Origin of the sequence: Variovorax brevis (assembly GCF_030317105.1) — a bacterium.
Taxonomy (GTDB): domain Bacteria; phylum Pseudomonadota; class Gammaproteobacteria; order Burkholderiales; family Burkholderiaceae_C; genus Variovorax; species Variovorax brevis.
In genome coordinates this window covers 21,636-38,871 of sequence record NZ_JASZYG010000020.1, presented here as the reverse complement: position 1 = coordinate 38,871, position 17,236 = coordinate 21,636, and the positions used below count along the sequence as shown (strand labels likewise).

At 65.0% G+C, this 17,236-nt stretch carries 16 protein-coding genes; 11 read left to right on the top strand and 5 right to left on the bottom strand.

Annotated elements, in window-relative coordinates; translation table 11 throughout:
* Positions 1-55 precede the first annotated feature (55 nt).
* The gene (locus QTI66_RS33425; protein WP_286564682.1) at positions 56-3,334 is read left to right on the top strand and encodes an ATP-binding protein; all 3,279 of its coding nucleotides are present in this window, start codon (positions 56-58) and stop codon (positions 3,332-3,334) included.
* Positions 3,335-3,449: 115 nt separating this feature from the next.
* Here QTI66_RS33425 and QTI66_RS33420 read toward each other — a convergent pair whose 3' ends face one another.
* Complete coding sequence (locus QTI66_RS33420) at positions 3,450-3,887, bottom strand: hypothetical protein (RefSeq protein ID WP_286564681.1); 438 nt, start codon at positions 3,885-3,887, stop codon at positions 3,450-3,452.
* 530 nt (positions 3,888-4,417) lie between these two features.
* Between QTI66_RS33420 and QTI66_RS33415 the strand changes: the two genes are divergently transcribed.
* Positions 4,418-4,690: a hypothetical protein gene (locus QTI66_RS33415; protein ID WP_286564680.1), complete on the top strand. Its 273-nt coding sequence runs from the start codon at positions 4,418-4,420 to the stop codon at positions 4,688-4,690.
* Entirely contained in the window at positions 4,687-4,887 is a 201-nt protein-coding gene (locus QTI66_RS33410) for a hypothetical protein (protein ID WP_286564679.1), read from the top strand. The genes QTI66_RS33415 and QTI66_RS33410 overlap by 4 nt, the downstream gene beginning before the upstream one ends.
* Here QTI66_RS33410 and QTI66_RS33405 read toward each other — a convergent pair.
* Both QTI66_RS33405 and QTI66_RS33400 read right to left on the bottom strand, forming a co-directional pair.
* Positions 4,865-6,109 (bottom strand): CaiB/BaiF CoA transferase family protein, encoded by a 1,245-nt coding sequence (locus QTI66_RS33405; protein ID WP_286564678.1) that lies wholly within the window; start codon positions 6,107-6,109, stop codon positions 4,865-4,867. The two genes, QTI66_RS33410 and QTI66_RS33405, sit on opposite strands and share 23 nt — an antisense overlap.
* Positions 6,106-6,585 carry a PaaI family thioesterase gene (locus QTI66_RS33400; RefSeq protein ID WP_286564677.1) on the bottom strand — a complete coding sequence of 160 codons (480 nt, stop codon included), beginning with the start codon at positions 6,583-6,585 and terminating at the stop codon, positions 6,106-6,108. Before QTI66_RS33400 ends, QTI66_RS33405 begins: the two co-directional genes overlap by 4 nt.
* 245 nt (positions 6,586-6,830) lie before the next feature.
* Here QTI66_RS33400 and QTI66_RS33395 point away from each other — a divergent pair, with 245 nt between their 5' ends.
* From QTI66_RS33395 to QTI66_RS33380, 4 genes are read left to right on the top strand one after another with little or no spacing between them, the layout of a single operon-like run.
* Positions 6,831-7,187, top strand: a complete 357-nt coding sequence (locus QTI66_RS33395; RefSeq protein ID WP_286564676.1) for a Zn-ribbon domain-containing OB-fold protein — start codon at positions 6,831-6,833, stop codon at positions 7,185-7,187.
* Positions 7,184-8,335: a thiolase family protein gene (locus tag QTI66_RS33390; RefSeq protein ID WP_286564675.1), complete on the top strand. Its 1,152-nt coding sequence runs from the start codon at positions 7,184-7,186 to the stop codon at positions 8,333-8,335. Before QTI66_RS33395 ends, QTI66_RS33390 begins: the two co-directional genes overlap by 4 nt.
* 1 nt (position 8,336) lies before the next feature.
* Positions 8,337-9,095, top strand: a complete 759-nt coding sequence (locus QTI66_RS33385) for an SDR family NAD(P)-dependent oxidoreductase (RefSeq protein WP_286564674.1) — start codon at positions 8,337-8,339, stop codon at positions 9,093-9,095.
* Positions 9,096-9,102: 7 nt separating this feature from the next.
* On the top strand, positions 9,103-9,906 hold the full coding sequence (locus QTI66_RS33380; RefSeq protein WP_286564673.1) for an enoyl-CoA hydratase/isomerase family protein: 804 nt from the start codon (positions 9,103-9,105) through the stop codon (positions 9,904-9,906).
* A gap of 6 nt (positions 9,907-9,912) precedes the next feature.
* Here the strand turns inward: QTI66_RS33380 and gcvA are convergent, their stop codons facing one another.
* Positions 9,913-10,818, bottom strand: coding sequence for a transcriptional regulator GcvA (gene gcvA / locus QTI66_RS33375; RefSeq protein ID WP_286564672.1), 906 nt, complete (start codon positions 10,816-10,818; stop codon positions 9,913-9,915).
* A gap of 68 nt (positions 10,819-10,886) precedes the next feature.
* On the bottom strand, positions 10,887-11,135 hold the full coding sequence (locus tag QTI66_RS33370; RefSeq protein ID WP_286564671.1) for a hypothetical protein: 249 nt from the start codon (positions 11,133-11,135) through the stop codon (positions 10,887-10,889).
* A gap of 92 nt (positions 11,136-11,227) precedes the next feature.
* Between QTI66_RS33370 and QTI66_RS33365 the strand changes: the two genes are divergently transcribed.
* From QTI66_RS33365 to katE, 4 genes are all read left to right on the top strand, one after another.
* Positions 11,228-12,235: a M14 family metallopeptidase gene (locus QTI66_RS33365; RefSeq protein WP_286564670.1), complete on the top strand. Its 1,008-nt coding sequence runs from the start codon at positions 11,228-11,230 to the stop codon at positions 12,233-12,235.
* Positions 12,236-12,330: 95 nt separating this feature from the next.
* Positions 12,331-13,887 carry a non-homologous end-joining DNA ligase gene (gene ligD, locus QTI66_RS33360; RefSeq protein WP_286564669.1) on the top strand — a complete coding sequence of 519 codons (1,557 nt, stop codon included), beginning with the start codon at positions 12,331-12,333 and terminating at the stop codon, positions 13,885-13,887.
* Positions 13,888-14,083: 196 nt separating this feature from the next.
* Positions 14,084-14,233, top strand: coding sequence for a hypothetical protein (locus tag QTI66_RS33355; RefSeq protein WP_286564668.1), 150 nt, complete (start codon positions 14,084-14,086; stop codon positions 14,231-14,233).
* 48 nt (positions 14,234-14,281) lie between these two features.
* On the top strand, positions 14,282-16,495 hold the full coding sequence (katE, locus tag QTI66_RS33350; RefSeq protein WP_286564667.1) for a catalase HPII: 2,214 nt from the start codon (positions 14,282-14,284) through the stop codon (positions 16,493-16,495).
* Positions 16,496-17,236: the final 741 nt, after the last annotated feature.

Below are 17,236 nucleotides of genomic sequence, written 5' to 3'. Positions count from 1 at the left end.
TTCTGAGCACTTGTTTGAATTCACTGGCGTCTAGTGCGTAAGCCTCAGGAGCCACATGAACGACCGTCAACAACTTGAAATGGCGATCGCCGCGCTGGAAGCGCAACGCCATATCGTTGGCAATTCGATCACCGATGCTGCTCTCGCGCCCATGCTTGAACGTTTGGCCGGTGTCGTCGAGCATGATCAATCGTTGCGCCAAGTCACGGTGCTTTTCACGGACGTCGTGGGATCCACTGCGTTGAGTCGTCAACTCGACGCGGAGGAGGTTCACTCGATCATTGATGGCGCGCTGCGGCGACTTACCCTGATAGTTGAGGGCCACCGAGGTCGCGTATTGCAGTATGCCGGTGACAGCCTGCTTGCAGTGTTCGGCGCAACCACGGTTCTCGAAGATGACGCCGAGCGAGCTGTGCGCTGTGGACTCGCAATTGTCCGCGAGGCGCAGCAGATTGGCGCCGAGGTTCGAGCCAAGATCCGCCAAGGTGACTTCAACGTTCGAGTCGGCGTGCACACGGGTACTGTGCTGTTGGGGGGTGGTGTTGACGAAGCGAGCACCATCCGCGGCATCACGGTCAACATTGCTGCGCGCATGGAACAAACGGCTCCCGTCGGCGGAGTGCGCATCAGCCATGAGACCCAGCATCACGTTCGAGGCAAGTTCGACCTGACCGAAGAGCCACCGATCACCGTAAAAGGCTTCTCGGAGCCAATGCGCAGTTATCTGGTGGTTCGCGAGTTCACCCGCCGCGTCGGCATGGTGGGTCGCGGTCTCGATGGCATCTTCACCCCGACAGTCGGACGCGAACGCGAACTTGCGAAACTGATCGAAGGCTTTGAGACCGTATCGGTAGACGGCAACCTCATGCACGTGACCGTGTCGGGCGAGGCCGGGCTCGGCAAGACCCGGCTGGCGCTCGACTTTGAAAAGGGACTCAAACATAGCGGCAGCGTCTTCATCCACATGCATGGCCGCGCCCAGCCGTACAGCAACAGCATCCCCTATGGATTGCTGCGCGATCTGCTGACATCGCATTTCGGGATCCTCGACAGCGACCCTCAAGAGGTGGCTCGCGAAAAGTTGAAGGAAGGGTTCGCCGCGAAACTCGACGAGGTGGCGGCGGAACAACCGGCCTCCGTCGGCCGCCTGATCGGGTTGGCTTTCGGAAACGACTTGCAGATCACCGCCATCGAAGGCGATGGACAGGCCGTGCGGGATCGCGCGTTTCGCACTGTTGCGCAGTACCTCCGGCGGCTCCACCAGGATACAAAGGCGACGCTCTTGCTGCTGCTCGATGACCTCCACTGGGCCGACGATGGTTCCCTGGATTTCGTTGACCACATCGTGCGTGCCTGCCAGGACGTGCCAATCCTGATCTTGGGCCTGACCCGCCCTACCCTGTTGAATAGGCGACCGCTCTGGGGTGCCGGCCAGGCCAACTATCTGCGGATTGACCTGGAGCCACTGTCGATCGACGGAAGCTGTGCACTTGCTGACGTGCTGCTGGCCCGGATGGACGCCGTTCCAGCCGCTCTCCGCGATCTGGTGGCGCATACGGCTGAGGGCAACCCGTACTACATCGAGGAACTCATCGGAATGCTCATCGACGACGGCGTCATCGTTGTCGATGAGGAACGCTGGCGGGTCGATACCGACCGCCTGCTGCAGATGCGCGTGCCATCGACCCTTGCTGGCGTGCTCCAGGCCCGTCTGGACGCACTACCGCCACTGGAACTGGCGGCGCTACGCCACGCGAGCGTGATTGGCCATGTATTCTGGGACGAGGCGCTGCAGCAGATCACGCCGGTCGCGTCGCAAACGCTGGATGGCCTCATGCTGCACGACTTCACCCGTGCGCGGGATGCGAGCGCCTTCGAGGGCACGCGAGAGTTCTCGTTCAAGCACCATCTGCTGCACTCCGTTACCTACAGCACCGTCCTCAAGCGAGACAAGCGCGAACAACATCGACTGACGGCGCAGTGGCTGCTGGCACGCAGCGGCGATCGGGCGAACGAGTACCACGGATTGATCGCAGACCATTTTGAGAGATCCGGGGACGCAGACAGCGCTGTGCTCTACCTTCGCAAGGCAGCGGCTGCTTCGCGGAGCACTTTTGCCCTGACGGCTGCGCTTGCGTACTTTGATCGCGCTTTGGCATTGATGCCTTGTTCGAAAAATCGGTTCTACGTTCTCATTGAGCGCATGCAGGTTGCGTCCGGTCTTGGCCACCGTGCAGAGGACGAGAGCAAGATTGTCGACCTCGAGCAGATGGCGGAACAGATGGACGACGACAGCTTGCGTGCAGGTGCGGCCGCCTTCAGAACGACGTATGCGGCTTTTTCGAATGACCTCCCGATGGCCGAGGCCGCTGCGGCCAAAGCCCTGATGTATGCGCAGGCGCCGGGGTGTGAGGCATGGGCCGGTCGCGCTCACAATCAACTGGGGGGCGCGCTGGCCTCTGCTGGTGAGTTCGAGCGCGCCCAACAGCATGCTGAGCAGAGTCTCGCATTGGCGCGTTTGACGAAGTCCTGGTCTGGCGAGTCCGCCACGTTGAATCTCTTGGCCCGTATCGCGCGCGAAGGCGGTCGATTTGCAGCCGCGCGGGTGTACATGCAAAGTGCCATCGATCTGATGCAGGTCCATGGCGATCGCGTATGGGAACTGACTTTTATCTGTCGCTTGGCGCACATCGAACTCCAAATTGGACATTTCGAGATTGCCATACAACGCCTGCGGGATGCCGCCGATCAGTTCAAAGCCTTGGACCTGCATGACCATTCGATGGATGTATTGGCCAGTCTCGCTCACGCCGCTTGCGAGATCGGCAAGTTCGATGAGGCGCTCGAGTGGATCGATCGAGCGGGCGGCCCAGATCGAGAGTGGGATCAACAGGTGTGGCTTCTGGCGATTGCCGGAGAAGCGCATCTGGGCTTGGGGAATCTTCGCGAGGCTTGGACGTTCTACGAACGTTCGCTTGCAATTCACACGTCACACGGGCGACCAATGATGGCGCTCTATCCGCAGGCTGGACTTGCGCGGCTTGCCTTGATGAACAACGATCTGGCGTTGGCCAAGTCGTTCGCAACGCCAATTGTCGCCGCGATCCAGGGTGGTTGGCGGAGAGGGTTAGGCTTCAATCTACCGAGGATCATGTTTACTTGCTACGAGGTCTCTGTCGCCTGCGATGATGCACAGGCAAATGAGCTTCTTTGCATTGCGCACTCATTCGTGAAGACGCGAGCAGACTTGCTTGAGGGCTACGACAAGGAGGTCTTTCTAGGCGTCGCCGCGAATGGCGCAATTATTGCCGCATGGGAATCTCGGCCACGCTGAAGACCGCGTTGGTGCACGGCAAACACTGGCGCGCAGAGCGGACGATCGCGAGTGCCTGCTTTTGGCCCCGGATGCAGACGCCTGTCAAGCAGGCGCGGCGCCCGCGCAAGACGTTCTATGCGCCGAGTTGCGCAACGCCTTTGAAGCGACGCATGCCTATGACACCGACTACGAGGTGCACCACAAATGCCACGACCAAAAAGATTCCGCCCACTACCAACCAGGATTCGGCTGGCAGAACAAGCATGACGGGAATAGTGGCCAGTTCCGCTGCGAGCATTACGCCCATTTGGATGCGGCCGAACTTTCGCGCCATCAGGGCGCGCACGTTGCCGGGCTCCTTCTTGAGCAACGCGCGCAACGGCCAGAGAGCGCCGCCTCCGATGAGCACCTTTAAGACAAGCATCGGCAACTTCAGCCCGAACGCGGATGCCGCGACCAAGCCGAGATACGTGATGGGCATGCCCCAGAGCGCGTAGCGGCCGATCCAGTTGAGATGCTGTGTCTGGCCAAGCGCCTCCGTTGGTGACGCTAAGGGCCGGGGACGCTTCAAGTTGGATGCTGGGGCGCCGTCGCTTGCACTGGAGGCATGTTCGAGGCGCAAGTCACGGGACGGGCCAAAAGGGTTCCCGCATTTGGCACAGCGCGTGGCCGCGAACGCGTTCTCAGCCTCGCATTGGGGGCAAATCATTCCTATGGCGCTCCTTGTCAGTGGCCAAGCAGGAGACGCTCAGCCGGCTGCAACAAAATGTAGCCCATGCAATGTCGAAAGCCAATTGGAAGCGCTTCGATGTGTTGCACATCACTTGAACCGGAACGTAGACGCCCTCGACAACGGCAGCTCATGGCCGTATGCCGCGTGCCAACTGAACAGCGCAACAAGAGCGCAGGGCGTGACAAGGCGCCGCCGACGGCTTCGCGGTTTCCGCACTCTCCTTCGGAATGGGAACGAAGGCGGGGACGAGCGCACGCGCGGTTGAGGAGCCTCACATCAAGGCCCGTGTCCGGGTTGGTCGATGAAAGCCGTCCTGTTGCTAGTATCAGTCGCTTTTTCGCTCAACCGACAAGGGGGCATGGACGCTTATGACGAACGATTCCAACGAACAAGACCAACCCGGAAACATGCAGCTCTGCGCCTCATGCGCCGGCATCCAGCGCAACTGGCGCCGCGCGCCCGGGCATGCCGAGCTCGTCCAGATCTCCAGCCGCAAGGTGGAGCGCAGCGATGGCGACAGCGGCGGGCACACGGTCACCGTCACCCGCTACCGTTGCGACGCCTGCGGCACAGCATGGGACTACGAAAACGACAAGACGAACCAGCATGCAGGCTGGTCGGTGGCGGTGCGCCAGCCATGAAAGACAACACGCAGATGCTCCCCCGCGGCGTCGCCTGCATCGTGATCGGCATCGTGGTGTTGCTCGCGCCGCAGTTCCTGCAGTCGCCGGCATACCGCGAGATGATCGGCGGCGCCTACCTCGTGGGATGGTTTGCGATCGTGCTCGGCGTGGCGCTGGTGGCAGTGGCGCTGTTCAAGCGGAGCAAGGGGCGCTGAGGGGTACGACGGGCTTCGTTGCACTGCAAGGAGGCCCGCTCACCGCCTTGTCCCGTACGAGCCCCGCGATTTGCGCATCCCCATAACCCAACTCGCGCAGGATCGCTTCCGTGTCCTGCCCACATGAAGGCGCCGCGCTGAACCCCGCCGCGTTCGCACTCGCGCTGTTGATCGGAAAGCCCGGCATCCTCAGCGCGCCGAAGCCCGGCACCTCCACCGCCGGCAGCATCGCATTCGCCGCCACCTGCGGATGCGCCGCAATGTCGGCATAGCTGGCCACCTTCGCGCAAAGGATGTCCGCCGCCTGCAACGGCGCGATCCATTCGTCAGCCGTGTGGCGCCGGAACGCGACCGTCAATTCCCGCGTCATCGCATCGCGGTTCGCCACGCGCAGCGGCGACGTCGCAAAGCGCGGGTCGTTCGCCAGTTGCGGCAGCTCGAGCACCTCGCAAAGACTGGCCCATCGCTGCGCGCTGTAGGCGGCCACCATCAACCAGCCTTCCTTCGTCTCGAAGGCCTGGTTGGGCGCGGAGTAGGGCGCGGCGCTGCCCGAAGGCACCGGCAACTCGCCATCCGCAAAGTAGCTCGTGATGGACGACTGTTGCAAGGCCAGTGCGGCGTTCAGCAGGCTCACGTCCAGATGCCCGCCCTGGCCATCGCGGCTGCGCTGCTGCAGCTTGGCGAGGATGGCGATGCACGCGAGGTAGCCGGTGGTCACGTCCACGACCGGCGCCTGAACCTTGCAGGGCTCGCCGCCGGGCGTGCCGATCAGGCTCATCAAGCCGGAGTCCGCCTGCAGCACGCCATCGACGCCTGCGCGTTGCGCATACGGCCCCTCCTGCCCGTACGCGGAGATCGAGCAATAGATGAGTGCCGGGTGCCGCGCTTGCAACTGCGCATGGGCCAGCCCCGCTCGCTGCATCACGCCGGGGCGCATGCTCTCGACGACGATGTCGGCGGTGGCGATGAGACGTTTCGCAATCTCCAGGCCCTCGGGCGTCTTGAAGTCCAGTGCCATGCCGAGCTTGTTGCGGTTGAAGCCGTGGTACAGCGCGGCGTCTTCGCCGACCCACCCGGGGCCCAGCGTCCGGCCGATGTCGCCGGCCGGCGATTCGACCTTGATGACGCGTGCCCCCAAGTCGGCCAGCAACATGGTGCAGGTGGGACCGGCGCCGATCTGCGTGAAGTCCACGACCGTGAGGCCGTCCAGTGCGTGTCTCATGACCTTGTCTCTTTGCTGATGGATTGACGTGACAAGGGCGCCGTGCGCTTGAAGCTGCCCTGCGCGGTGGCGATGAGCTCGCCCGCTTCGGACACCAGTTCGCCCGAGCAGAAAAAGATGCTCCGGCCCGAACGCACGACACGGCCGGTGGCGAGGACGCGGCCGGCACTCACGCGGCCCAAGTAGCACACCGACAGCATCACCGTCACACCGTGGCGGAGCGGCGCCTGTGCGTCGGTCATGAGCCCCGCATAGCCGCAGGCGGCATCCAGCAGCGTGGCCGAGACACCTCCTTGCAGGCTCCCCGAGCGGTTGAGGTGGCGCTCGCCGATCTGAAGCGTGAGCGTGCATTCGCCGGGTGCGATGCGGCCGAGCCGCACGTCGAGGTCGTCGAGCAGCGGGTTGCCGCGCACGCGGCCGTCGGGGTCGAAGTCATCCCGCAGCGCGCTCGCCGTTGATGCTGTTGTCGTCTCCATTGGGTCCTTCCACATCCATGGCGCGAATCGCCACAGGTGAAGCAATGGTTGCGCGCACAGCAGGAAGGGACAACCGAGATTTCGGGCGCCACGCTTGATCAAAACTCACGCATGGAAGGCTTGGCGTTTTGCTTGAGTTTCAGTCAACCGTGAGGCCGTAAATATCGGTTTGAGGGTTTGCGGGCTTGGCTGAACATTCCTCCCAGCACCGGCTGTATCGCCGGCCACTTCAAGGAGACCCGGGCATGTCATCGCCATCCATCTGGAGCCCCGGCGCGTCGAGCGCGCTGCTGGCTTCGCGTCACAAATCCACCGGACAGATCATGTTCCCGCCCTATGCCGAAGGCTCGCCGCTCAATGCGGCACATGAGCGCATCGAGCTTCAAGGCGAAGGGACGGTCTACAGCTTCACCGTGATCCATCCCAACCCGAAGAGCGGCGAGCAGCCCTTCGCGCTGGGCTACGTCGATCTGCCGGGACCGGTGCGCATCTTCGGCCGCCTGCAAGGCAAGCATCGGCCCGCCATCGGCGACCGTTATCGCGCCGTGCCGGATGCGGCTTTCGGCTATGTGTTCAGCCATGTCGAAGGGAGTGCGCAATGACCGCCAAGGACGTTTTCATCACCGGCGCCGCCATGACGCCTTTCGGACGCCACACCGGCACCCTGGCGCCCGAGTTGGCGCAGGCCGCGATCCTGCGCGCCATGGACGACGCGGGCGTGTCGCCGCAGGACATCCAGGCCATCTACTGCGCCAACGTGCTGGGCGGGATGATCCTGGGCCAGGTGATCGTGCGAGACTTGGGCTTCAACGGCGTGCCGGTCTACAACGTGGAGAACGCCTGCGCCAGCGGCGCCACCGCCGTGCACCTGGCGCGGCACGCGATGCTGGCCGATCAATACGACACGGTGCTGGTGTTCGGCATCGAGCAACTGACCGCGCTGGGCGGCGGCACCATTCCCCTGCAGCGCAACGACGCGATGACGGATCTCTACGCGACGGCCGGCATGGTGCTGCCAGCGGTCTACGCGATGCGCGGCACGCGCTTCATCGAGGAGCGCGGCGCGAGCCCACGCGACCTGGCGACGGTGGCCGTGAAGAACCGCCGCCACGGCGCGCTCAACGAATACGCGCAGCAGCGCAAGGAAACCTCGATCGACGAAGTGCTGGCCTCGCGCATGATCGCCGACCCGCTGACGCTGCTGCAATGCTGTCCGTCGCAAGTCGACGGTTCCGCCGCGGTGGTGCTGAGCACCAAGCGCGGCGATGCCAACAAGCCGGTGAGGATCCTCTCCTCTGCCGTGGTGTCGGGCCTGCGTGAAAGCGCACGCGACGACATCCTCGATGCCGAGATCACGGCGCGCGCCGCGCGTGTGTCGTACGAGCAGGCCGGCTTGTCGCCAAAGGACGTGGACGTGGTGGAACTGCACGACGCCTTCACCATCGCCGAGCTGCTGTACTACGAAGCGCTGGGCCTGGCCGCGCATGGCGAGGCGGTGTCGCTGCTGCATTCCGGCGCGACCGCATTGGGCGGCCGGCAGCCGGTGAACCCCAGTGGCGGCTTGCTCGCCAAGGGGCATCCGCTCGGCGCCACGGGCGTTGCGCAGATGGTCGAACTGGTCTGGCAGCTGCAGGGCCGCGCAGGCGCGCGGCAGGTGCAGGGCGCGAAAGTCGGGCTGGCGCAATGCACCGGCGGCGGCATTGCGGGCGTGGATCACGCGGCGTCTTCCGTTCATTTGCTGGGGGTGTGACATGAGCCGATTCGAATCCCATCACGTCGCCGTCGTCACCGGCGCCGCACGCGGCATCGGACTGGGCATCGCCGCGCGGCTGGCCCGGCAGGGCATGGCCGTCGCATTGTTCGATCGCGACCGGGACGCGCTGGATGCCTCCGTGGCCACGTTGCAGGCCGACGACCTCAAGGTCATCGGCGTGCCGGTCGACCTCACGAATTCCGCCGAGGTCAACGCAGCCGTGGCCACGGTGGCGGAGCGCCTGGGCAAGGTCGACTTCCTCGTCAACAACGCCGGCGCGGTGCGCGACACGCGCTTCCTCAAGATGACGGACGACGACTGGGACCTGGTCATCGACACCAACCTGCGCTCGCAGTTCCTGTGCTGCCGCGCGGTGCTGGGCGGCATGGTGGAGCGCGGCTTCGGGCGCATCGTCAACATCTCTTCGCGCGCATGGCTCGGCGGCTTCGGTCAGGCCAACTATTCGGCGGCCAAGGGAGGCGTGGTGAGCCTCACGCGCAGCCTGGCCATCGAGTTCGCGGCCAAGGGCATCACGGTGAACGCGGTGGCGCCGGGCATCGTCGACACGCCGCTGTTTCGCACCTTCACCGACGAGGTGCAGACGAAGCTGAAGAACACGGTGCCCGTCCAGCGCATCGGCACGCCGGACGACATCGCGCTGGCCATCGAGTTCTTTCTTGACCCTGCGGCCTCGTACGTCACGGGACAGACGCTGTACGTTTGCGGCGGGCGCAGCCTGTCGTCGGCCAGCGTGTGAGGCGGTCATGAACGTCCTGTACGACACGCAAGACGGCGTGGCCCGCCTGACGCTGAACCGGGCGCAGGCGCACAACGCGCTGAGCATCGACGCGTTGCACGATTTGCGCCAACGCATCGGCGAAGCGCGCGACGACGATGCCGTTCGCGTGCTGGTCGTCACCGGGGCGGGCGAGAAGTCCTTCTGCTCCGGCGCGGACCTCAAGGGCGCGCCGGAGATTTCAGCGAGCTATGCGCAAGGCATGTTCGCATCGACGGACATCGCGACGCGCCTCGGCGTCTACGTGCGGCTGATGGACTTGAGCGAGCTTCAGCTTCACAAGCCGGTGATCGCCGCCATCAACGGCTATTGTTTGGGCGGCGGGCTGGAGCTGGCCTTGCAGTGTGACATGCGCATCGCGTCGACGACGGCGAGCTTCGGCTTGCCGGAGGCGGCTGTCGGCTCTGTCCCGGGCGTGTCGGGCGTGCATCGCTTGCTGCGCGCCGTGCCCGCGGCGCATGCGATGCAGATGGCGCTCACCGGCGAACGCGTCGATGCGCAGGCGGCGCTGCAGATGGGGTTGGTGTCAGAGCTGTGCGGGCCCGCCGAACTGGTGGAGCGCGCGATGGCGCTGGCCCGCCGCATCGCCGGCAACGCACCGCTGGCGGTGCAGGCCATCAAGCGCCTCGCCAAGAGCACCGCGCACCTGAGCGATGCCGATGCGCAGCAACTCACCGAACTGTACTGGGGCACTCTGCGCGATTCCATCGATCGCCGCGAAGGCAAGCAGGCTTTTTCGGAGAAGCGATCGCCGCGCTTCGTGGGCGCTTGATCGTGACTACGCTTGCGCGCTCGCGTCCAATTGCGCCATCAGCCACGCGCGAAAGGTCTTCATGTTCTTGCCTTCCTCGCGGTGCGAGGGCGTGATCAGGTAGTAGGTGTAGTCGCCCATGTCGACGACGTTTTGCTTGAAGGGCGCGACCAGCCGGCCCTCGCGCAGGTCGTTCTCGACCAGGAAGCGCTGTGCAATCGCCACGCCCTGGCCTTCTGCTGCCGCCATGTACGACATCGCGGAGCTCTGGTAGCTCATGCCCGAACGCGCATCGATGCGCGCGCGCGGCGCGTGCGCGTCCAGCCAGTGCGCCCAGTCGTCGGGCCGTGCGATGGAATGCAGCAACGTGTGCGCTTTCAGGTCGGCCGCTTTCTTGAGGGGCGGCCCGTTCTTCATCAGCGCGGGACTCGCCACCGGCAACAGGATGTTGTCGATGAGTCGATGCGCATTGACGCCCGGCCACTGCCCATCGCCCAGGCGGATGGCGCCGTCGATGTCTTCCTTCTTGAAATCCACTTCGTCCAGCGACGCCGTCAGCAGCACCTCCACGCCGGGGTTGGCCGCGTGAAAGCCCGACAGGCGCGGAATCAGCCAGCGCATGGCAAAGGTGGTGTAGGCGCGAATCCGCAGTTGCTTGCGCGGGCTGCGGCGCTGGAGCTTGCGGGTCGCTTCCTTCAGGTCGTCGAAGGCCTTGGTGACGGCCTTGAAGTATTCGCTGCCCAGGCGCGTCAGCGAGATCTGCCGATGCCCGCGCACCAGCAGTTTCATGCCCAGCGATTCTTCCAGCGATTTGATCTGCCGGCTGACCGCGCCCGGCGTCACGCTCAGCTCGTCGGCGGCGAGGGTGATGCTGAGATGCCGCGCGGCGGCCTCGAATGCCTTGATGGCATTGAGCGGAGGGAGTCGTTCCATCCGCGGGAGCCTATTCGTCGATGGAGAAATCTTCAATCGACGGGGCGGCCGCGTTTACCCTGATGTCTTCAGCGCTTGACCTTGTCGTTATAGACCCGATCCGTCACCGGCCCACGGTCCGTATCGACCATGCCGCGCTCGATGTCTTCGGCCGCCTGGCGCCCCACTTCGGTCGGCACGCCGTCCTGTGTTTCCTGGCTGTCCGAGGATTGGTCGTGCTCGTGTGGCAGGCGCGGGGCCGATTCTCCGCCTTGCTGCGTCTTCGTCTTGCCGCCTCCGGCGTCCTTCAGGTCGTCTGGCTTTTGATGGGTGGCCACGGCAGCCTCCTGTTTCATAAAGCTGCGTTGTCGCACGCCGTTCCGCCGAAAACGGTAGGACCGCCATGCGCCGGGTTGTAGGATGGCCGGCGATGTCGACTCCGCCAGAAAAAGCCCCCTCCGCCGCCGCCCCGCCAGAGTTGCCCGATGTCTTGCGGGTGCATGGATTTGCCGCCCTCGAGCCCGGGCCGCGCCTTGTCGTGCTGGGCGGCGTGCACGGCGATGAAACCTGCGGAACCGTCGGCATCGAACGCGTGCTGCGCGAACTCGACAGCGGCGCCATCGCGTTGCTGCGCGGCCAACTCACGATGGTGCCGGTCGCCAACCCGCTGGCGCGGCGGCGCCTGCAGCGCGAGGGCGAGCGCAACCTCAACCGCATGTTCCGCCCGACCGCCAAGGGCGAAGCGCCCGCGGACTACGAAGCGCGCATCACCGACCTGCTCTGCCCGCTGCTCGAACGGCACGAGGTGCTGCTGGACCTGCATTCCTTCCAGAGCGCCGGCGAGGCCTTCGCGATGATCGGGCCGCGCGACAACACCGGCACACTGGAGCCATTTGCGCGCGCAAAAGAAGAAGGACGACTGGCCCTGCACCTGCGCACGCCTCGCGTGGTCGAGGGCTGGCTCGACATCTACGCCGCCGGGCTGGCGCAACGCGCGCCGGACGTGGCCGTCGACGACTCGGCCATCGACTTCGGACGCGGCACCAACGAGTACATGCGCAGCCGCGGCGGCTACGGCGTCACGCTCGAATGCGGCCAGCACAACGACCCCGCGGCGCCCGGCGTGGCCTGCGACGCCATCCTGGCCACCCTTCGCCTGCTGGGCATGATCGCCGCCGACCCCGAAGCGCCACCACCGCCACGCCCGCAAGTGCTGCGCCTGATCAGCGTGACCGACAGGCTGCACGCCGAGGACGAGTTCGTGCGCGACTGGGCCACCTTCGACGAAGTCATGGAGGGAGAGGCCATCGGCATGCGCGAAGACGGCACGGTGTTGCATGCCCCGAAGGACGGCTTCATCGTGTTCCCCAACCCGGAAGCCTTGCCGGGCACCGAGTGGTTCTATTTCGCGCAACTCAGCGAGCGCGATCTGGGCTGAACCGGGCGCAGCAAGGCGCGCAAGCGGCGCCCACGCACGAGGCGCACCGCTGCTTTCCTACAGGGCCCTTTCGCAGCGACGCCTAGCTTGCGCCCATGGCGACCCGCGAGGCCCTGGCCCCCTACCACCGCAAGCGCAATTTCTCCAACACGCCTGAGCCGCGCCAGGCAGGGAAAAAGCGTGCCGGCGCCCTGTCTTTCGTGATCCAGAAACACCACGCAAGCCAGCTGCACTACGACTTCCGACTGGAACTCGATGGCACGCTCAAGAGCTGGGCGGTGCCGAAGGGCCCATGCCTCGACCCCAGCGTCAAGCGCATGGCCGTTCAGGTCGAGGACCACCCTCTTTCCTACGGCGACTTCGAAGGCACCATTCCGCCCGGCAACTACGGCGCGGGCACCGTCATCGTGTGGGACCGCGGCCAGTGGCTGCCCGAGGAGGATGCGCGCAAGGGCTACGAAGACGGCAAGCTGGTGTTCGAACTGCAAGGCGAGAAGCTCCATGGCCACTGGGCCTTGGTGCGCATGCGCAGGAACGGCGAGAAGAAGACGCCGTGGCTGCTCATCAAGGAGTCCGACAGCGCCGCGCGCCCGCTCAATGAATACGATGTGCTGGAAGACCAGCCGGACAGCGTGATCAGCGGGCGGAAGCCGCAGGCGCCTGCGGCCACGCCGACGCCGGAGGCCAAGAAAGCACCGAACGCCAAACCAGCACCGAACGCCAAAAAAACACCGAGCGCCAAACGAGCACCAAGCGCCAAGACCGCCACGCGCATCACGAACGCCGACCGCGTCATCGACCAATCCAGCGGCGCTACCAAGGGCGATCTTGTCGCCCACTACGCACGCTTCGCCGACGTCGTGCTTCCCCACTTGCACCGGCGTCCCGTGTCACTCGTGCGCGCGCCAGAGGGCGTGGGCGGCGAACTGTTCTTCCAGAAGCACGCGCAAGCGCGCGAACTGCCGGACGTGAAGCTGCTCGACACCTCGCTCGACCCCGGCCACGAAGCCTTGCTGCAGATCGACACCACCGCCGGTCTCCTGTCGGCCGCGCAGATGAATACGGTCGAGCTGCACACGTGGAACGCCACCTCCGACATCATCGACAAGCCGGACCGCATGACCTTCGACCTCGACCCCGGTGAAGGCGTGCCGTGGTCGCGCATGCAGGAAGCTGCGCTGCTGGTCCAGACGCTGCTGGTCGAACTCGGGCTGTCGCCCTTCCTCAAGACCAGTGGCGGCAAGGGCCTGCACATCGTCGTGCCGCTCCGGCGCCACTTCGGCTGGGACGCTGTGCGCGACTTCTCGCATGCCATCGTGGCGCATCTGGCCCAGATCATTCCCGACCGCTTCGTGGCCAAGAGCGGCCCGAAGAACCGCGTGGGCAAGATCTTCGTGGACTACCTGCGCAACGGATTCGGCGCGACGACCGCCGCGGCATGGTCAGTCCGGGCGCGTCCCGGGCTGGGTGTTTCCGTGCCGGTCGCGTGGGACGAACTACCCGACCTGACGAGCGGCGCCCACTGGACGCTGGCCAATATCGAATCACGCCACGACGTCGGCAATCGACCGTGGGCCGACATGGAAAAGCGCCGCGCCGGGCTGGCTGCGCCGATGCGTGCGCTGGGCTTTGCGCCGGCGGCCAAACGGTAGCGCATCGCCAAACGCGACATGCCGTCGGCGCATGCCTACCGCAAGCGCCACCGCCGTCCCACAGCGTGGAGCGCGCGCCCACTACGGGTTGAAGGCCCTCTGAGCCTTAACGTTGGCATGGATCGCAGATTGGGGCTGCGACACAGGTGTCGCACTGTTTCCCTGTCGACGTGCAACCGACATGCAAAGGCGTGCCATGGACCTTCTCTCATCCCTGTTTCAGGCCTTCAGCACTGTCACGCTCGATGACGTCATCGTGTGGGTCGGCATCGTCATCGCCGTAGGGATTGCAGTGATCGCCCTGGTCAACGCCATGGATCTGTTCTTCGACACCGAAGCCGGTTAACCCGCGCGCCACCCCGGCGCGCTGCAAGGATGGAAGAAAGAAGACCTGATGACTTCGCCCAAGAAGCCCGCCGCGCCACGACGCGCCAAGCCCTCCGAGGCCAGCAACGAAAAGATCGACCAGCTCGGCGAATACACGATGGCGCCGGAGCCCTTGCTGACGACCAACCAGGGCTTGCGCATTCCCGACAACCACAACTCGCTCAAGGCCGGCCAGCGCGGGCCATCGTTGCTGGAAGACTTCATCCTGCGCGAGAAGATCACGCACTTCGACCACGAGCGCATTCCCGAGCGCGTGGTCCATGCGCGCGGCTCGGCGGCGCACGGCTACTTCCAAGTCTACAAGTCGATGTCGCAGTTCACCTGCGCCGACTTCCTGCAAGACCCCAGCCAGAAGACGCCGGTGTTCGTGCGCTTCTCGACGGTGGCCGGTGGCGCGGGCTCGGCCGACACGGTGCGCGACGTGCGCGGCTTTGCCGTCAAGTTCTACACGCGCGAAGGCAACTACGACCTGGTGGGCAACAACATTCCGGTGTTCTTCATCCAGGACGCGATGAAGTTCCCTGACCTCATCCACGCCGTCAAGCCCGAGCCGCACAACGCCATGCCGCAGGCCGCGAGCGCGCACGATACCTTCTGGGACTTCGCGTCGCTCATGCCCGAGACCACGCACATGCTGATGTGGGCGATGTCGGACCGCGCCATCCCGCGCAGCCTGCGCATGATCGAAGGCTTCGGGGTGCACACCTTCCGCTTTGTCAACTCGCGCGGTGAAAGCCATTTCGTGAAGTTCCACTGGAAGCCCAAGCTTGGCGTGCACGGCCTGGTCTGGGACGAGGCCCAGAAGCTCGCCGGCCAGGACGCGGACTTTCACCGCCGCGACCTGTGGGAGGCCATCGATTCCGGCGAATTCCCCGAATGGGAACTGGGCGTGCAGATGATTCCGCCCGACAAGGAACACAGCTTCGGATTCGACCTGCTCGACCCGACCAAGCTGATTCCGGAAGAAATGGTGCCGGTGCAGCGCATCGGCAGGCTGGTGCTCAACCGCAACCCCGACAATTTTTTTGCGGAGACGGAGCAGGTCGCCTTTCATCCCGGCCACATCGTGCCGGGCATTGATTTCACCAACGACCCGCTGCTGCAGGGGCGGCTGTTTTCGTACACCGACACGCAACTCTCGCGCTTGGGCGGTCCCAACTTTCACGAGCTGCCGATCAACCGCGGCGTGTGTCCCTTCCACAACTTCCAGCGTGACGGCATGCATCGGCAGGTGATTGCGCGCGGCCAGGCGGCGTATGAGCCCAACTCTCTGGGCAGCGGCGTCGAGTACCGCGTCGATGGCGCGAGCGAAGGCTTCCAGTCTTATCCGGACGAACTCGAGTCGCCCAAGGTGCGGCGCCGCAGCCCGACCTTCGATGATCACTTCACGCAGGCACGCCTGTTCTTCAACAGCCAGAGCGCGGTGGAGAAGGAACACATCATCGCGGCCTTCCGCTTCGAGCTCTCGAAGGTGCAGGTGCCGGCGATTCGCCAGCGGCTGGTCGACAACCTCGCGCACGTCGACGAAAAGTTTGCGCGACGCGTGGCGGAAGCCCTGGGTATCGAGGCGCCCGATGCGCGCGCGGCAGCGGGGCGTGCAGGGTTTCGCGATCACCAGATCAGCATGCCGATCGAAGAGTCGCCGGCGCTGAGCATGGTCGAGCGAGGGCCTGCCAACGCCAATGGCAGCAGCAACAACAACGCGCCGGTGATTCGCACGCGCAAGGTGGCGATCCTCGCGGCCGACGGATTCGATTCCGCGTCGCTCAAGCCGATTCGCGAGGCGTTGGAGCAGGCCGGTGCAGTGTGCAAGGTGATCGGTCCGCACTTGGGCAGCGTGACCAGTGCATCGAAACGGCAGGTCGAGGTGGAAGCAACATTTGCCAACAGCACGTCGGTGATGTTCGACGCGGTGCTCGTTCCGGCCGGTGCCGACAGTGCCAAGGCGCTGGCCGCCAACGGCGACGCGCAGCGCTTCGTGCTGGAGGCGTACAAGCACTTCAAGACGGTGTGCGCGATTGGCGAAGGCCGCCAGCTGCTGGCGCCTGCGGGCATTGGCGACGATCCCGAAAAGGCGCCGCCCGGCATCGTGCTCGCCGCGACGCCGGCGTTGAACCTGGGCGACAGCAGCGCTGCTACGCAGGTGGCACACGCATTCATTGCCGCGATCTCCAAACACCGCCATTGGGACCGGCCGGGGGTGGAGCGTGTGGCGGCTTGATGGGATGTTGGTTGTTGTATGGGGCGTTGCTGTTGGCGTTGGGGCGGCGTCGGCGGGCGGTATGCCTGTGGTCGGCTGACGCCTGCGGTCCTTCGGACTTCGCTGCTGCTCCTCAGAAAAGGCGGGGTCCGCAGAACTCGCCTGCGGCTCAAACAGCTGCGGCCCTTCTTCCGCCTTTTCTTGCGGTGCTCGCCGCAGGCTCAACAGCCGCCCACAGGCATACCGCCCACCGACGCTGGACACGGTGGGGGTGAACTGTCCGCCACACACGGTGGGGGTGAACAGGACGTTTCGACGGTCGTAACCATTGGAGAGAGTGCGCGCGCCGTGTGGGCTTGCGCACCAACGGATCGACGCGCAGGATCAATAGAAACGCCCACACTGTTGGCACCTCCCCGGAGCCCGGTATGCGATGGCCGCTGGGCGCCGCCTCTGTGGCGTCGAGGAGCGGAGCGATTTGCGGGATCAGGCTCGCAGCTGTTTGAGCGAAGCGAGTTCTGCGAGACCCCGCAAATCGTGAGCACCGCAGAGCAGTCGCGAAGCGACCGCCACAGTGAAGGCGCCCAGCGGCCATCGCATGCCGGGCGGCCCCCGAAGAGACCCACCCGCCCCATACCCGCGCGCCCCATAAAACCCGTCATCACCAAGACTAATTAACCCGTTTGCCCTAGACCTTCTTGAGAATGTTCACGCACCGGGGCCACTCCTAGACTCGCCGCACGAGGCCTGAGGGGGCGCGCA

Excerpts from the sequence above, each read along its gene's own strand:
- QTI66_RS33425 (WP_286564682.1), top strand. The coding sequence starts at position 56 with ATGAACGACCGTCAACAACTTGAAATGGCGATCGCCGCGCTGGAAGCG.
- QTI66_RS33415 (WP_286564680.1), top strand. The coding sequence starts at position 4,418 with ATGACGAACGATTCCAACGAACAAGACCAACCCGGAAACATGCAGCTC.
- QTI66_RS33410 (WP_286564679.1), top strand. The coding sequence starts at position 4,687 with ATGAAAGACAACACGCAGATGCTCCCCCGCGGCGTCGCCTGCATCGTG.
- QTI66_RS33405 (WP_286564678.1), bottom strand. The coding sequence starts at position 6,109 with ATGAGACACGCACTGGACGGCCTCACGGTCGTGGACTTCACGCAGATC.
- QTI66_RS33400 (WP_286564677.1), bottom strand. The coding sequence starts at position 6,585 with ATGGAGACGACAACAGCATCAACGGCGAGCGCGCTGCGGGATGACTTC.
- QTI66_RS33395 (WP_286564676.1), top strand. The coding sequence starts at position 6,831 with ATGTCATCGCCATCCATCTGGAGCCCCGGCGCGTCGAGCGCGCTGCTG.
- QTI66_RS33390 (WP_286564675.1), top strand. The coding sequence starts at position 7,184 with ATGACCGCCAAGGACGTTTTCATCACCGGCGCCGCCATGACGCCTTTC.
- QTI66_RS33385 (WP_286564674.1), top strand. The coding sequence starts at position 8,337 with ATGAGCCGATTCGAATCCCATCACGTCGCCGTCGTCACCGGCGCCGCA.
- QTI66_RS33380 (WP_286564673.1), top strand. The coding sequence starts at position 9,103 with ATGAACGTCCTGTACGACACGCAAGACGGCGTGGCCCGCCTGACGCTG.
- gcvA (WP_286564672.1), bottom strand. The coding sequence starts at position 10,818 with ATGGAACGACTCCCTCCGCTCAATGCCATCAAGGCATTCGAGGCCGCC.
- QTI66_RS33365 (WP_286564670.1), top strand. The coding sequence starts at position 11,228 with ATGTCGACTCCGCCAGAAAAAGCCCCCTCCGCCGCCGCCCCGCCAGAG.
- ligD (WP_286564669.1), top strand. The coding sequence starts at position 12,331 with ATGGCGACCCGCGAGGCCCTGGCCCCCTACCACCGCAAGCGCAATTTC.
- QTI66_RS33355 (WP_286564668.1), top strand. The coding sequence starts at position 14,084 with ATGGACCTTCTCTCATCCCTGTTTCAGGCCTTCAGCACTGTCACGCTC.
- katE (WP_286564667.1), top strand. The coding sequence starts at position 14,282 with ATGACTTCGCCCAAGAAGCCCGCCGCGCCACGACGCGCCAAGCCCTCC.